14 protein-coding genes and 1 pseudogene are annotated in these 15,493 nt (G+C 60.8%); 11 read left to right on the top strand and 4 right to left on the bottom strand.

The annotated features are described in order from the left end of the window. Nucleotides 1-11 precede the first annotated feature (11 nt). From FXV83_RS24975 to terL, 4 genes are read left to right on the top strand one after another with little or no spacing between them, the layout of a single operon-like run. Entirely contained in the window at nucleotides 12-1,226 is a 1,215-nt protein-coding gene (locus FXV83_RS24975; protein WP_283811723.1) for a site-specific DNA-methyltransferase, read from the top strand. Continuing rightward, nucleotides 1,217-1,486: a DNA methyltransferase gene (locus FXV83_RS44960; RefSeq protein ID WP_283811722.1), complete on the top strand. Its 270-nt coding sequence runs from the start codon at nucleotides 1,217-1,219 to the stop codon at nucleotides 1,484-1,486. The genes FXV83_RS24975 and FXV83_RS44960 overlap by 10 nt, the downstream gene beginning before the upstream one ends. Continuing rightward, nucleotides 1,483-1,908 (top strand): DUF5681 domain-containing protein, encoded by a 426-nt coding sequence (locus FXV83_RS24970; protein WP_148742174.1) that lies wholly within the window; start codon nucleotides 1,483-1,485, stop codon nucleotides 1,906-1,908. The genes FXV83_RS44960 and FXV83_RS24970 overlap by 4 nt, the downstream gene beginning before the upstream one ends. Next, nucleotides 1,905-3,305 carry a phage terminase large subunit gene (gene terL, locus FXV83_RS24965; protein ID WP_148742172.1) on the top strand — a complete coding sequence of 467 codons (1,401 nt, stop codon included), beginning with the start codon at nucleotides 1,905-1,907 and terminating at the stop codon, nucleotides 3,303-3,305. The genes FXV83_RS24970 and terL overlap by 4 nt, the downstream gene beginning before the upstream one ends. Nucleotides 3,306-3,320: 15 nt before the next feature. Here the strand turns inward: terL and FXV83_RS42980 are convergent, their stop codons facing one another. Both FXV83_RS42980 and FXV83_RS24955 read right to left on the bottom strand, forming a co-directional pair. Further along, the gene (locus tag FXV83_RS42980) at nucleotides 3,321-3,626 is read right to left on the bottom strand and encodes a hypothetical protein (RefSeq protein ID WP_187436136.1); all 306 of its coding nucleotides are present in this window, start codon (nucleotides 3,624-3,626) and stop codon (nucleotides 3,321-3,323) included. Nucleotides 3,627-3,954: 328 nt separating this feature from the next. Continuing rightward, nucleotides 3,955-4,350 carry a hypothetical protein gene (locus FXV83_RS24955; RefSeq protein ID WP_148742170.1) on the bottom strand — a complete coding sequence of 132 codons (396 nt, stop codon included), beginning with the start codon at nucleotides 4,348-4,350 and terminating at the stop codon, nucleotides 3,955-3,957. A gap of 249 nt (nucleotides 4,351-4,599) precedes the next feature. On the opposite strand from FXV83_RS24955, the gene FXV83_RS24950 reads away from it, so the two are divergent. The 3 genes from FXV83_RS24950 to FXV83_RS24940 are packed head-to-tail and all read left to right on the top strand — an operon-like array spanning nucleotide 4,600 to nucleotide 7,197. Further along, a complete protein-coding gene (locus FXV83_RS24950; protein WP_430648946.1) occupies nucleotides 4,600-5,451 on the top strand; it encodes a YqaJ viral recombinase family protein in 852 nt (283 codons plus the stop codon). After that, nucleotides 5,435-6,604, top strand: a complete 1,170-nt coding sequence (locus tag FXV83_RS24945; protein WP_148742166.1) for an ERF family protein — start codon at nucleotides 5,435-5,437, stop codon at nucleotides 6,602-6,604. The genes FXV83_RS24950 and FXV83_RS24945 overlap by 17 nt, the downstream gene beginning before the upstream one ends. Then, complete coding sequence (locus FXV83_RS24940) at nucleotides 6,601-7,197, top strand: hypothetical protein (RefSeq protein ID WP_148742164.1); 597 nt, start codon at nucleotides 6,601-6,603, stop codon at nucleotides 7,195-7,197. The genes FXV83_RS24945 and FXV83_RS24940 overlap by 4 nt, the downstream gene beginning before the upstream one ends. Nucleotides 7,198-8,247: 1,050 nt before the next feature. Here FXV83_RS24940 and FXV83_RS42975 read toward each other — a convergent pair. Next, nucleotides 8,248-8,430, bottom strand: coding sequence for a hypothetical protein (locus FXV83_RS42975; protein ID WP_187436138.1), 183 nt, complete (start codon nucleotides 8,428-8,430; stop codon nucleotides 8,248-8,250). Between the two features lie 82 nt (nucleotides 8,431-8,512). Beyond that, nucleotides 8,513-8,607, bottom strand: a pseudogene (locus FXV83_RS44225) (GDP-mannose 4,6-dehydratase); the annotation flags it as partial. A gap of 191 nt (nucleotides 8,608-8,798) precedes the next feature. Here FXV83_RS44225 and FXV83_RS24930 point away from each other — a divergent pair. The 4 genes from FXV83_RS24930 to FXV83_RS24915 form a co-directional block, all read left to right on the top strand. Next, nucleotides 8,799-10,508 carry a TolC family outer membrane protein gene (locus FXV83_RS24930; protein WP_148742161.1) on the top strand — a complete coding sequence of 570 codons (1,710 nt, stop codon included), beginning with the start codon at nucleotides 8,799-8,801 and terminating at the stop codon, nucleotides 10,506-10,508. Nucleotides 10,509-10,851: 343 nt separating this feature from the next. Further along, a complete protein-coding gene (locus FXV83_RS24925) occupies nucleotides 10,852-13,005 on the top strand; it encodes a type I secretion system permease/ATPase (protein ID WP_235940154.1) in 2,154 nt (717 codons plus the stop codon). Beyond that, on the top strand, nucleotides 12,995-14,242 hold the full coding sequence (locus FXV83_RS24920) for an HlyD family type I secretion periplasmic adaptor subunit (RefSeq protein WP_148742159.1): 1,248 nt from the start codon (nucleotides 12,995-12,997) through the stop codon (nucleotides 14,240-14,242). Before FXV83_RS24925 ends, FXV83_RS24920 begins: the two co-directional genes overlap by 11 nt. A gap of 511 nt (nucleotides 14,243-14,753) precedes the next feature. Next, nucleotides 14,754-15,493 (top strand): transglutaminase-like cysteine peptidase (locus tag FXV83_RS24915; protein WP_235940151.1); only part of this gene is annotated, 740 nt, incomplete at its 3' end.

Raw genomic sequence — 15,493 nt, 5'->3', positions numbered from 1 at the left:
GAGCAGCAAACATGACGCTCGATTGTACGAAGGCCGTCCGCAAACCACGGCGCGACAAGCCTAACACCCTTACCCAATGCCGAAAGCCAATCCAGCAAGTCGAACGACCAATTGAGACCCATCTGAAGGTTTCAACGGCAAGCTCTCGCCTGCCTGCGGTTGATCAACCGGAAGTGCGATTGCTGCCGCTGCAATCCCTCACGAAGGCGAAGAGGAACGCGCGGGCCCACCCCAAGAAGCAAGTCAAGCAACTTGCCAACTCGATCGTCCAATTCGGCTGGACCTATCCCATTCTAGTGGATGAAGAGCTGCAGATCATCTGCGGGCACGCCCGCTCGGAGGCGGCCCAGCAGCTTGGATTGAAGGAGGTCCCGGTCCTGGTGATGGGCGGCCTGAGCGACGCCGAAAAGCGCGCACTGGCTCTCGCCGACAACAAGATTCCGGCGAACGCAGGCTGGGATCGCAAGCTGCTCGCCGAAGAACTTGGTGAACTCGCCTCTCTCCTCCCCGAATGTAACCTCAGCCTCGACATCACTGGTTTTGAGCCGGCCGAGATCGATGGCCTGATGATCGATTTCGGCGATTTGGATTCGGCGGACACCCACTGCGTCATCGCCAAGCATCCCATCAGTCGCAGAGGAGACCTGTGGCAGCTCGGCAAGCATCGCGTGCTGTGTGGCGATGCCTGCGATTCGGCAGATTGGTCAGTACTCATGGGCCTCGATCGGGCCAGCATGCTGATCGCGGATCCCCCTTATAATGTGCAGATTTCCACAACGCTCGGCCGTGGCAAGATCAAGCACCGCGAATTCGCGGTTGCGTCCGGCAAAATGTCGCCGGCCGAGTTTACCGATTTTCACATCAAGTGGATGCGACTGGCCACACAGCATGGGGCTGACGGTGCGATCCAATATATCTTCACGGACTGGCGGCACATTGGCGAGATGCACGGCGCCGGACAGACCGTCTTTGGTCCGCTGCAAAATCTGGTGGTCTGGAACAAGACCAATGCCGGTCAGGGCAGTTTCTATCGGTCCCAGCACGAACTGATCTTCGTCTACAAGAACGGCGATGCGCCGCACCTCAACAACGTCGAGCTTGGCCGCCATGGCCGCAATCGCTCCAACGTCTGGACCTACGCCGGCGTCAATACCTTCCGCCAAGGCCGGCTCGCCGACCTTACGGTTCATCCCACAGTCAAACCACAGTCAAACCGGTGCCTTTGATCGCGGACGCGATCAAGGACTGCACGCGCCGTGGCGATCTCGTGCTCGACCCCTTCCTGGGGTCTGGCACCACCCTGCTTGCGGCCGAGCGCGTCGGCCGCGGCGCCTATGGCTTGGAGATCGATCCGCTCTACGTCGATGCCGCGCTGCGTCGATGGCAGGACGTCACCAGGCGCGATGCCATCCTCGTCGCCACCGGCCAGACCTTCGACGAGGTGGCCGCCGAGCGCGCTGCCACATCATCGGAGCGTAGCACATGAGCCGCCGCAGACAACAGGGTCCGGCCGGCGCGCGCGGAAAGCGAACCGACGTCGGCTACGGCCGCCCGCCCCCCGAACACCAGTTCAAGCCGGGTCAATCCGGCAACAAGCGCGGTCGGCCCAAAGGCTCGAAGAACGAGGCGACCATCATCGACGAACTTTTCAATCGGAAGGTGGACATCCGCCAGGGCGGGAGAGTGCGGATAATCAGCTTTCTGGAAGCCCTATTCCTGAAAACCGCTGAAGATGCGCTGAAGAGCAATCTCAGAGCGGCGGCCTTCCTTCTCAACCGGCGACAGCAACTCGGCTCGTCATCCGAACGGCCGGCCAACGACGTCCTTGATATGGATGATCGCAAGGTCTTGGAATCGTACGTCCAACAACTGGAAGAGAAATTCAAGAAGCGAGGAGAATCGGAGTGACCGACCACGATCGCGCACTGTTCGACGCCATTCTACGCAATGACTTCGTCAGCTTTGTCTATCGCTGCTTTCTTCACCTCAATCCCGGCACGAAGTTCTTGCCGAACTGGCATATCCAAGCGATCGCATACCAGCTCGAGCGCATTCGCCGCGGCGAGATCACCCGCTTGATCATCAACATGCCGCCGCGCTACCTCAAATCCATCACGGTGTCGGTGGCGTTTCCGCTGTTTCTGCTCGGCCTCGAACCCTGGCGTCGCATCATCGCCATCAGCTATGCGGATGATCTCTCTGCCAAGCATGCAAGTGACTTTCGATCGATAGCGCACGCCCGTTTTTACCAGCGCGCTTTTCCAAGCATGCGCATCGCGCGCAGCACCGAAGGCGAGGTCATCACGACGCAGCGCGGATTTCGCAAGGCGACCTCGGTGTCGGGAACGCTGACCGGATTGGGGGGTGACGTCATCATCATTGATGATCCGCAGAAGCCCATCGATGCCCTATCGGAAACGCGCAGAAATAGTGTCAACCAGTGGGTGCCCAATACGTTGATGTCGCGGCTCGACAACAAGCAGACCAGCGCGGTGATCCTGGTGATGCAGCGCGTTCATCTGGACGATTTGTCGGGTTTTCTGGCCAGTTCATCCGATGAGTGGGAGGTGCTGAGCTTGCCCGCGATCGCGGATACAGATGCCGTGGTGCCGATCGGTCCCAATGAATTTCATTTCAGGACGTCAGGTGACGCGCTGCATTCGACCCATGAATCGATTGAGACGCTGCGCAAGCTGCAGCAGACGCTCGGGCCCGACGTGTTCGCCGCACAATATCAGCAGGCTCCAGTGCCGGCCGGCGGGGCCATGATCAAGCGCGATTGGTTACGGTATTACGACAGCGCTCCGCCGCATGAGGTTGGCAGCAGGATCATCCAGAGCTGGGATACCGCCGCCAAGAATGGCGCGCAAAATGACTGGTCGGTGTGTACGACATGGCAGGTCGCGGACGGGAATTATTACCTGCTGGATCTTGTTCGCGCTCGGTTCGAGTATCCCGTCCTCCGCGATACCGCACTCGGGCTCGCCAAGCGCTTCAAGCCCCACGAGATCCTGATCGAAGACGCCTCCACCGGGATTGCGCTGGCGCAGGAGCTCCGAGAGAAAGGCGATTGCTTCGTCAATCCCATCAAAATCGAGCACGATAAGATCGGCCGCCTCTACGTTCAGCAGGCCAAATTTGTCGCCGGACGGGTGTGGTTTCCAAGGAACGCGCCGTTCCTGGCCGAGCTCGAGATGGAGCTATTGACCTTCCCGCAAGGCCGTCACGACGACCAGGTCGACAGCATCAGCCAGGCGCTTGGGTATGAGGACAATGGTTACGATTACACGCTGAGTTGGGTCTGATGGAGTGCGATGCCGCTAGGCGAGCCTCTCCATCACCCAATCGTGCAGCCCGAGCCGCATGATGGCCGAACCGAGCTCGCGACCGGTCCAGACGTGAATATCAGAGCGGTCGTCGGGGGCGCTCAGCGCCCCCTTCGGCGAATGACCAATGAAGAAGAACCGGTCGAACTGCGCGGTGGCGTCCATTCGGCGGATGTAGGCGTGGAGGGTCTTTTGGTTGGCGGCAGACTTGACCTGGACAGCCGCCCGCTCGTTGATCACCGGAAGCTCCAGCTCGAGGTCGACCAGCTTTTTGGTGCCACCGAGCACGGAGATTCGCAATCGTTCATCGCCAAATACGAGGGCGGCGAACGGCGCATTGACCTGGTCGAATTTGTCGGCATCGCCCCCGCTCTGAGTGCCGATCCCGTGAAGCTCTTGCGCGATTTTCTATCCGGAAAGGCGGTGCGGAAGCGGACCGTCCTTGCCTAGGTCCGCCGCCGACCCGATCGATGCATGTTGGGACGGCTCGTGCGGGCACGCCGCACCGCCGTTGCACCGCGCCATTCTGGCACGTACCGAAACGCATCGCGCATGTGCCCTGTCCGATGTCCGTTGAGCCGCCCGATCGGCATCAGTAGCAAATTCCGGAACGAAGCCAATTTGCCGTTCAGCCTCGCTCTCGTCCTAAGAACCGAAGCGCCCGTCTCTGCCTGACCAGGGCGGCGCGCTCATAGCGGTCAAGGCCCGTGACGCGCTTTACATCCGCCGGGACTGGGCAGTCCAGTAGCGCCGCCAACATCTGCTGGCGGGCGGCGCGGATGCGCACCAGCTCGAGCTTGGCCCGCGCGAGGTCCACGACCATGTCGGATATGCCACCATGCCGAAATCCCGAAATGATGGCGCTGACCAGACGCGCGATATCCGGGTCATCGCGGTCGCGGGGACGCGCCAATCCGTGACGGAGGGCATTGCCGCTGGACCTGGCCTTTCCGCCGGGCGTTTTCGGGCCGGTGCTGCGCCTGGCGTTGGCGCGATTGGCTTCGATTTGTCGGTTTGATGCCATGCCTGCACGTCCCCGCGTGTCGGCCTTCTGCCCGGCTCCCAAGCTCGCTCCAAAGCGTTGTTTTTTCAAGGATTTACGGCCAAAAAGAGCAAGAATCTTGCTGCAGAAAGCACTGGCATTCCCCAGCAAAAGGAGCGTTACTGCATAGACCGGCGCACCGATCGCCCCGGTATCTCCCCTCGCGATCGCGGGGTTTTTGGTGGTGCGGCGCCAAGCCGCGTCAGACCTAAGGAGATACCGGTGGCCACGATCTCAGCCCATGGCGCCGAGGCGCCACATCATGTCATCAAGTTCGACCCCATTGACCGGCGCGCCTTTATCGGCGGCTCGGATGCCCGCGTCATCATGGGCCATGACCAGGACGACCTCACGCGCCTGTGGCGGGAAAAGCGCGGCGAGGTCGCGCCGCAAGATTTTGCGCACAACCTGATCGTCCAGCTCGGCACCGTCACCGAAGACCTCAACCGGAGCTGGTACCAGCGCGCGTCGGGTGCGACCATTACCGACATTCAGAAACGGGTGCGACATCCGGTCCACCGCTGGATGGCGGCCACACTCGATGGCATCGTCGCAGAAACCGGCGCGGTGTTCGAGGCCAAGTTCATGCTGCCCTGGGCCTTCACCGAGGAGGCCGCGGCCGACAAGCACATGGCGCAGCTGCAGCACAACATGTGGGTGGTCGCCGCCCGTTCGGCGGTGCTGTCGATCATCACCGGCGGCGGCAAATGGGTCGAGCTCACGGTCCACGCCGATCCGCTCTACCAGCACCTGCTGCTCACGGCAGAAAAGAAGTTCTGGCGCTGCGTGCAGAGCGGCGAGCCGCCGCTCCTGTTCGGGATCGAGACGCCGCGGCCGCGATTGGCCGCCGTCAAGGTCGTCGACATGACCGCGTCCAATCTCTGGGCCGACTTTGCAGCGATCTATTTGCGGACCCGTGCCGCCCATGGCGAGCACGAACTCACCAAGGCGGAGTTAAAGAAGCTGATGCCCGAGGACGCCAAGGAGGCGATCGGTCACGGCCTTCGCGCCAAGCGCGCCAAATCCGGCGCCATCAGCTTTGATCCGGTGGAGATGGAGAGCGTCCATGCACCAGGCCAGTGAGCATATCGGGGCAATCGCCGCCGCACTGGCCCGCGCCCAGGCCGAACTGACCAACCCGGAGAAGACCCTGACGGCTCAGATCCGCTCGCCGTTTCTGCGCGATGACGATCGAACGTTCCGCTACGCCTCGCTGGCCGCGGGCCTCGACATCGTGCGCAAGACCCTCAGCCAGCAGGAAATCGCCACCATCCAGACCACCCGGGTCGAGACCGCCACCGGCATCATTCAGCTCACCACCCTGCTCGCCCATGCCTCCGGCGAGTGGATCTCCTCGGACTGGCCGGTCTGCGCCCTCAAGGACGTCGAGGCGCCGCACCGCATGGGCGCGGCGCTGACCTACGCCCGCCGCTACGCCCTGTTCGCGCTGGTCGGGATTGCCGGCGAGGATGATCTCGACGCGCCCGACGCGGTCGCCGGTTCGCCGGGCGCGGAGCCCAAAGCTGGGTTCGGCGCCAAAGCCAAGCCCGCCAAGGGCGTTCTGCACCGCCCGCCAGTGCTGGATGCGCCACAGTCCGCCGAGCTGCGCGAGCAGCTGTTGGGGCAACTCGCTAAACTCAGCGCGAGCGAGGACTTGCTGGCCTGGGCTAAGGCCAGCCTGCCGCTGAAGAACACGCTGCTGGAAGCCGACGCCCGGGTCGTCGAGGCCGCCTTTCAAATGGCGCTCGCGCTAGCTCCCGCGACTAGTCTTGCAGAGGCAGCGCGCGCCGCAGACGGTGCGCCAAGCCTGGTCCCTGCACCGGGTTCGGCCGCCGCGGCAGGCACGGCACCCGACCCGCATGAAACACCCGGGCTTGCCTTCCCCAAGGAGCCGCCGCGCAAGCGCAGCAAAGACCACCGGCTGTTTGTGCGCGGACAGCCCTGCCTGGTCTGCCAGCAGTCTCCGTCCGATCCGCATCACCTGAAGTTCGCGCAACCGCGATCCCTGGGCCGCAAGGTCAGCGACGAGTTCATCGTGCCGCTGTGCCGTACCCACCACCAAGACCTGCACCGACACGGCAACGAGCGGGCTTGGTGGTCCGATATGCAGATCGCGCCATTGCCGGTCGCGCAGGACTTGTGGGCGGCAAGCCCCGTCCACGGGATTGCCAGCCCGGCAACGATCGTCGACAGCAGCATGTCCGCACACGTGGCTTCGGAGGCGCGACGGCGATGAACGGCCCTTTTAAGACCGAACAGCAGCCCACGGTCAGCGCCATGCCCGTTGAGCTCGAAGTGCTGGCGCCGCTTCCCCTGCTGTTGCCCGGTGAGAGCCGCGAGCACTACCAGGCGCTGCGGCAAGCGATCTTCGCCGACCTCGCGCCGCGATCCACGATCGAATGGCTGCTCGCGATCGATATCGCTGAACTATCCTGGGAGATCCAGCGCTACCGATGTTTGCGCCACCAGCTGCTGGAGACCCAGCGCCAACAGGCGATCGCAGCGGCCCTGCGTCGCATCGATCTGATCGGCATCGCGCCCGAGTTCGCGGACGAGGCCGAGTACTATACGCTGCAGAATGCCTTGAGCTGGCGGCGCGATCCCACCGCCGCCAGCGAAATCGAAGCCCGGCTGTCGTCCTACGGCTTCGATCAGCACGCCATCAACGTCGAAGTCCACGCCCAGGCGCGCGAGCTGTTCATCCTGTTCGAGGGCCTGCTCAATGCCGCACAGACCAAGCGCATCCTGCTGCTCCGGGAAATCAGGAACCAGCGCTATTTCGACGGTCACAAGCCACGGTCATCTGCGGCGTCAATGCTGAGAGCTTGAGTCCCCGATCACGGCTCCGGTCCGAGACGACGACATCTCCTTCACCCGGCGCGATCCGCATCGCGTCACCATATCGGTTTGGCTGGTGGATTGCTCACGCTTGCTGGCATGTTCATCGCGGCTCGCTGGTACAATCAGCGCCAAAAGCGGAGCGAGCTGCCACTAGAACCAATAGAGGACCAGTCCATGAAAGACCGCGGTGATCGGCCGTTATCCGTCACGCCCAGCAGACGTACCGAAACTAACCTTCGAGACGATCAACGGTCCAATCGTAAAGAACCGCGCGAGCCGATTTTCGGCCCCGGCGCGGCTCCGTTTCTCTCGCCGAGCTGACTATCTCCGTCGGCTTGGGCTTTTGCTCCTCGTCCTACTGTTGACCAATAGTGCAAAGGAGAAAACCTCGGGCCTGCTATCTGCCGAGTCGCGGCGCTCTCAACCTCTAAAGCCCGGCAGGCCGACGGCGATCGACGGATACAAATTCAAGGGCATCGACTAGACGCCCTTACAAACCCAGCTGCCTGCGCAGAGCGTCACGTTCTTCGAGCAATTCGCGAAGTCTTTGAGCATTGTTAGATTGTGTCTCCTGCCACTCGATCCGATCTTCTGCAGTCCATAAGTAAGACTCGCGATTGAACCGAGCTTTCTCGGCCTTATCAAATTCTAGGTACAGTTCGATATCGCGCTCAACCTGGTCAAGTTGTTCCTGGAGAGTTATTGGCATCGTTCCTTCGGCTTTGCCTCTAGCCCGCTTTGATCTTCGGCGTAACCGGTGCAGCGATCAAGAGGCGTTCTTTCGCTCAGATAATTGTTTGCTTCGTCGCCTCGCTCCCTCGTTCATTTGGCTTTGACTTGTCGCTTTTGGGCGAGAGCCGGTGCCACGGCCGCCATTATCGCGCGCTTCAGGCCGCCATCTTTCAGGATATCGCTCCGCAGTCAGCTATCGAGTGGCTCCTTGCGATCGATATCGCCGAACTATCTTGAGAGATGCAAGGCTATCGGGTGCTGCGACACCGGCTCCTAAACATCTATCGTCAAAAGGCAGTCGAAGTCTCACTGCGCCGCATCGACGTGGCAGGATCGTGCCTGAGTTGCAAGGTTCTGCCGAATTTCTACACCACTTAGAACTCGCTGGATTGGCAGCTGGACCTGGCCGCCAGGCAGGATATCGAAGCCCGCCTTGCTGCGCATAGTTTTGATCAAAAACACAATCAGCATGGAAGCGAGCGACGCCATGGCGTCCCCAACCAAGGGAGACGGTTAAACACCGGCCTGTTGCCTGGAAACATCCGGTACTATGGCGCAAACACCACCGGGAGTAGCCGTAGAGCTTGGCCACACTATGGGCGAGCGCGCGTAGAACGGCGTGGTTTCCTTCTGCGGGATGTCCTGCATCAAGCTATAGAGCTCCGAGCGGCAGTTCATTTTTGCATGCTTGCAGTTTCGGCCTGCGGATCACAGTATTATGATACCATGGACACCCGCCCTGATCGCTTGTTCCCTTTCTGGTAGTATGTGGCTGAAATGTCATAGGTGAATCCGGGGGGGTTTGTTAGTTTTCGCCTATAGAGCGTTATTTCAGTGAATTTTGGGCGGGGACAACAATGAAGCCGGCGTATTTTGTGGTCATGGCGTGCCTATTTTGGGCGCTAAACCCGGCCAAGGCGGAGCAATTTTCCATTAACGACGCCCTGCGCCAGGCAATGCAGACCAATCCCGGCGTGGGTGAGGCATCGGCCAACCGGCGCGCGACGGAAAGCGAACTTCGTCAAACGCAAAGTACGCTGTTGCCGCAAGTGCGCCTTGACGCCAGCTATGGACCGGAGAAGTTCGACCAGTCCCCCGGGGTTGTTAGCCCGTCATTACAGGTACCGACCGCCGGATCTGGACCGTGGCGAAACGGGAGCCAGGAATCCGTTGTGGTCCGGCAGTTGCTTTTTGACGGCTTCACGTCGATTCAAGAAGTCTGGCGCCAGACCGCCAGAGTTAATGCTGCCGCGGCTCGCGTGAAGGAAAGAACCGAACTGATCGCATTGGATGCAGCCGAAGCCTATGTTGACGTGGTTCGCTATATGCGCCTCGTGAGCCTTAGCGAACAGAACGTTGCCAACCATGAAAAGATTTTTTCGAACGTGAATTCACGGTTTTCAGGCGGTCGCGCTGGCGAAGGCGACCTGGAGCAGTCGAGAGAGCGCGTCGAAAACGCCCGCGCAGCACTGCAGGAGTTCCGCCGCAGCCTCGAGGACGCACGAGCGAAGTACCGCAAGGTCGTTGGTTTAGAGCCGTATAACGTCCGCTTCCCGGCCCCGCTGAAGGGGATGCCGAGCAGCCGCGATGAATCGCTGGCCGTTGCGCTGCGATTCAATTCGACGATTGCCGCGGCCCAATCCGACGTGGATGCGGCCAAGCATGCCTTCAAGAGCACAGACGGCTTGTTCGCCCCCAAATTCTATCTCGAGGGACGGGCAACGCATTATGATAATGCGTTCCCCTACGTTACAAATCCCGGCTCGCCGGCCGTTACTCATGAGGACTACAGCGGCAAGGTCGTGATGTCCTGGGACATCTTCCGTGGCGGCCAGGATGCATGGAACCGGTCGGAAAAGGCTGAACGTTTTACCGAGGCAACGATGCGTCACGCTCGCTTGCAGCGCGACGCTAATGAATCGATCGACAAGGCCTGGAATGCCCGTACCGTCACGCAGGCGCGCATTTCGGCTTTGGTCGGTCAGTTGGAAGCGGATCGGAAAACGATCGTAGCCTTCCAGAAGGAATATGAACTCGGTCAACGCTCTCTGATCGATCTCCTCAACGCCCAGAATCAGTTTTTCAACGCATCGGTATCGCTGACCTCGGCGCGGGCGGTGGTCGTCTTCGCCGACTATCAATTGCTGGCGGCCATGGGAACGCTGATCGAATATTTAAAGGCTCCGCCGCCAGTCGATGCAGCCCCGACAGATTTGAACCTGTTCGGTCTACCGAACTACAGGGCACCGACTTTCCACTGGAGACTTCCGCAAACCGGGTCCGAGCCGCTCCAGGTGCCTGTCCAGCCGCCGATCGCAACTCCGGTTCGGCTGTCGTCTGCGGCGGCGGAGCCCGCCTCTAACGGTTTCAGCGACCGCTGGTCAGGGGACACCACTAGGACGGCATCTTCGACGAAGGTACCCGGCGTCAGGGAGTGGCTTGCTCAACAACGCAAACAAGCCGACCCGATCGTCCTTGAAGCAAGTCCTGCCGACCAAACCTCCTCGTATGCAGAGGCGGCGAAGGCTCACTGGCTGCTGACGGCATTTTCGCCTAAGCCGAACTAAGGTACAGACGCCGCAGCGATCCAAAGCCGCCCATCCGGGGCGGCTTTTCATTGTCAAACAAAGCGCTGCTCCGTCATCTAACGGATTTCATTGCGAGCGCGTTGCGATTAATCCTTAATTACCGAGATCAAAATAACCGAATGAATCATCTGGCAGATCGTTGTATCCTTATTGGACTTCGCTAGGGCGTTTTCGCCGGTTTTCATTTAAGGCATATACCTTGTTGTATCAGACAAAGAAGCCCGCGAGTCAGCGCGCACGGCTGCCCGATAGGCCTGAAGAGCCCGCCCCAGCAGCTCAATTTGGCGTCCTCGGCGCGGGAGGCGATCCGCTGACGGATTCGCTGATCTTCCTGGCGGCGCACCACGGCAGAGCCGTTACCCGCGAGGCGCTGCTCGGGGGACTGCCAATCCTCGATGGACGTTTGAGCGTATCGCTCTACGAACGCGCCGCGCGTCGTGCAGGCCTGGAAACCGAAGCAGTCAAACGAGACGTTCTGGACATCCCGCCTCTCGTGCTTCCTGCCGTTCTCATCATGAAGAACGGAACGACCCTGATTCTGCTGAGCATCGATGAGACCGAGGGCAGCGCCAGGGTGCTGAATCCATCCGAACGTCCGTGCGTGCCGCAAATTTCAGCGGTACAAGACATCGCCGCCGGATGCACGGGGTACGCCTTTCTCGTTCGGGCTGCCGCCGATACGGATGCGCGGGCCGTCGCGGCCGGAAGTCTGCCCCGGCACCACTGGTTCTGGTCAGTCGTAAGGGCTCATTGGCGCAATTACGGCCACATCGCGTTGTCGGCCTTGCTGATAAACGTTCTGGCGCTGGCAATGCCGCTCTTCACGATGAGCGTCTATGACCGGGTCATCCCGAACGGCGCGATCCCGTCTCTGGTCGCTCTTTCCATCGGGATGGGACTGGCGATCGTATTTGACCTGATCCTGCGCATGGTCAGAAGCAGGATGATCGACATCACGGGCAAGACCATCGACGTCGTCCTTGCAGCCAACATCTTCGAGCACGTCATGGCGGTGAAGATGTCGCAGCGACCGTCCTCAGTCGGTATCGTTGCCAATCAGCTTCGCGATTTCGATTCCGTCCGCGAATTCTTCACATCCGGAAGCGTGATCTCGGCCACTGATTTGCTGTTTGCTGTCCTTTTCGTCGGCGTCCTGTTCATCGTCGCAGGGCCTTTGGCATGGGTACCCCTGCTCATGCTGCCCGTCATGATCGGAACTGGCGTGCTGCTCCAGCGTCCGCTCAATCGGGCGATGAAGCGCTTGCAGGCCGAATCTGCGGCCCGTCATGGGGTGCTCGTCGAGTCTCTTGCCGGACTCGAGACCGTGCGTGCAACCGGCGGCGAAGCGCGTATGCAGACCGCCTGGGAGCGGTCGGTAGCAGCGACAGCTCGGTCCGGCGAGGCGGTGCACTTCTGGTCGTCGCTCGCGCTCACCACGGCCAATTCAGCACAGATGTTGACGAGCCTGCTCCTGATCGTGATCGGCGTTTTTCTGATCATGAACGGCACCCTGACGGTTGGCGCATTGGTCGCGGCAAACATGCTGGCCGGACGAGTGCTGTCGCCGATTGCCGGAATCGCATCGGTCATCACGCGCGGCACGCAAACTTTCTCAGCGCTCAAATCCATTGATCGCATCATGACGTTGGAGCGAGAACGTCCGCCGGAGCGGACCTATGTCGGCAGAAAGATCGAGAAGGGCACCATAAGTTTCGAGAACGTCTCGTTCGCCTACCCCAACGCTCCCGGAAAGGCGCTCGACAAGGTCACGTTCAAGATCCAGGGCGGCGAGCGGGTTGGAATCATTGGTCGGGTTGGTTCGGGCAAGACCACCGTCGGGCGCCTGCTGCTAGTGTTTTATGAAGCCCAGGAGGGCCGCATCCTGGTCGATGGAGTCGACTCGCGCCAGTATGATCCCGCCGATTTGCGCTCCGGGATCGGCTTTGCGATGCAGGACACTGATCTGTTCTTCGGCAGGCTGCGCGACAACATCACCTTGGGCTATCCGGCCGCAACGGACGAGGAGGTGTTGGCAGCAGCACGTCTCGCCGGCGTCGAGAGCTTCATCGCTGGTCATCCGATGGGCTACGATATGCCCATATCGGAGGGCGGCCGCAGCTTGTCGGGCGGGCAAAAGCAGGCGATCGGGCTTGCGCGCGTCCTGATCCGAAAACCAAAAATCCTGTTTCTCGACGAGCCAACTGCCCATTTCGACGTTCGCAGCGAAAGCGAATTTCTCGAACGGCTGAAGGCGCTCGATGATGCGCAGATGACTATCATCATCTCCACCCATCGCCTTTCGCTGCTGGCGATGGTTGATCGTTTGCTACTTTTCGACAACGGCCGTTTGGTTGCAGACGGACCACGCGACAAGGTGATGAGCCTTCTGCAAGGCAGGCCCGCTGCGACCGAGCCCGTCGGCGCACCCAAGGTTGTTCAAACCGCTCCTGTGGCCCAGAAATCCAATGTCAACTGATTTTGCCTACGCCAACGATATTCGAGCCGCGGTCAAATTGCGGACGCCGAAAACCGCCCGGATGCTGCTTTGGGCCTCCTTCGCTCTCATCGTCACATTTCTGCTCTGGGCTCATTTCGCTGTGCTTGAAGAGGTCAAGCGCGGCAACGGCAAGGTTGTCCCATCGCGACAGATCCAGGTCGTTCAATCCCTGGAAGGCGGGATCGTCGGCGACATCCTTGTCCAGGAGGGCGCCGCGGTGCAGCAGGGCCAATCCCTGATGCGAATTGACGACACCAAGTTTGCCGCCGAGTTCGGCGAGATACGGGAGCGGCGTGCCTCGATGGCAGCCCGCGTCGCACGATTGGACGCCGAAGCGAACGGGCGCACGGAGATAAGGTTTCCGGATCAGATCGATCAGGTCGTTCCCGCTGCCGTGGCGACCGAAAAGAGTGTGTTCAAGACCCGCGCCCAGAAGATCGCTCAAGACATTGACGTTCTCAATCAACAAATCACGCGCCTGAGCCAGTCATCGGCGTTACTCGACCGCGAACTGACATTGACCCGTAAGCTCTACGAGCAAAGGGTCGTGCCCGAGATTGAAATGCTTCGGCTGGAGCGCCAGTCGGCCGAAGCGAAGGGCCAGTTAGCCGAGGCAAAATCGAAAATTGCGAGCACCATCTCGACCTTCCGCGCTCAAGCGGACGAGGACCTGGCCAAGTCAAGGGCCGATCTTGCCGTCCTGGACGAGAACATCAAGTCCGCTCAGGACAGGGTGCGCAGGACGGATCTGCGCTCGCCGGTTCGCGGCATCATCAACAGACTGAACGTGACGACGATCGGCGCTGTGGTTCAACCTGGCGCCAACCTGATGGATATCGTTCCTCTCGACGACAGCTTGCTGGTGGAAGGCAAGATAAGACCGCAGGACATCGCGTTCATCCGACCGGGCCAGGATGCGGTGGTCAAGGTCTCGGCCTACGACTCCTCCGTCTACGGTCACCTCGATGGCAAGGTCGAGCGGATCAGCGCCGATACGATCCTCGACGACAAGGGTGAAGCGGCACAGCGGCCAGAGACGTACTATCGCGTCATGGTCCGAACAGAGAAGAATCATCTGGGCACGGAGGAAAACCCGCTGCCGATCATTCCTGGCATGATCACGACGGTTGAGATCTTGACCGGCAAGAAAAGCGTTCTGGACTACATTGTAAAACCAGCCCGCACGTTGCGGGATGAGGCCTTGCGCGAGCACTAAAGCGCGATGTGATCAGGATGAATCATCATCGCGCTTTGGTTGAGCATGATCTTTTCGGAAAACCGCTGCGTACTTTTCCGGATCATAGGCCACTCTGCTCGCGTGCTGTTGCTTAATACGCCGTTAACTCGCGGTCGCAAGCTTTAGCCTCTCCGGAGAGGCGCGGTTCATTGCACCAACGCAATCCGGGCGACCTCGCTTTCGGTTTTAAACCCCCTTAAGCCCACTGCGGCACAAGCTGCTCCCGATAACAGGTCGGGATGGAAGATCAGACGCGCAAAGACGCTGGCTGACGTCCCGAAATACGGGGATGTCAATGAAGTCGCATTTTGCACGGCGGCGGCCAAGCTCGCTCGCGCTCGCAGCAGCCACGTTAATTTCGCTCAACAACGCTGCGGCCTCTCTCGCGTTCGCCGCCGAGTCGCACGCATGGCCGATCGCCGCAACCGAGGCGACGCCGTCCGGAGCGGAGACCGTTCAGGCACCTGCCACGTTCTTCACCATCAATTCGGTGCTTGCGAAGCTGGACCATGAACGTGGCCGAGGACCCAATGCAGTCCGCCTGGCTGCGTTGATACCGCCAGCGTCCATCGCAACCGATGCACCCCCTGAAGCCGCTCCCCCCGCCGGCGTCCCGCCCATTGGTAACGAGCCGTTCGGTCTGTTCACATTCCGAGCGCCTGAGAGCATGCTTTGGCGCAAATGGCGCGCGGTCGAAGGAGACATAGTCCAAGAGCGGGCTGTACTGGATCGTTGTCGATCGGACGCCGGATCCTGCCCATCCTATGCCGCGCAGTTTCTTCGGCTCGTCGGCGCCGTCAAGGCGAAGTCCGGGCGCGCGCAGCTCGAAGAAGTCAATCAGGGCGTCAACGCGGCGATTCGCTATGTGAGCGACCTCGTTCAGTTCAGAGAGCTCGACCGCTGGAGTGCGCCGCTGGCGAGCTTTGCGACGGCGAAAGGCGATTGCGAAGACTATGCGATCGCCAAATATGTCGCCTTGCGCCAGGCGGGCTATCCGGAAGATGACATGCGCGTGCTGCTGGTCCGCGACCGCAACGTTCGACAGGACCACGCGGTGCTTGCCGCCCGTCTCGACGGCCACTGGCTGATCCTGGACAACCGCTGGGCAGGGCTGCGGGAGGATGATGGCGAGCTGAACTTCACTCCTCTCTTCGCCATCAACCGCGAGGGCGTGCACCTGTTCGCGAGACCCTACGCGAAGACCGGACCGCTCACAGGTGAAGCCGAAGC

It is taken from the genome of Bradyrhizobium hipponense (assembly GCF_008123965.1).
Taxonomy (GTDB): domain Bacteria; phylum Pseudomonadota; class Alphaproteobacteria; order Rhizobiales; family Xanthobacteraceae; genus Bradyrhizobium; species Bradyrhizobium hipponense.
Note: the sequence above shows the minus strand (reverse complement) of the source record. Positions and strands in the feature narration are given on the sequence as shown.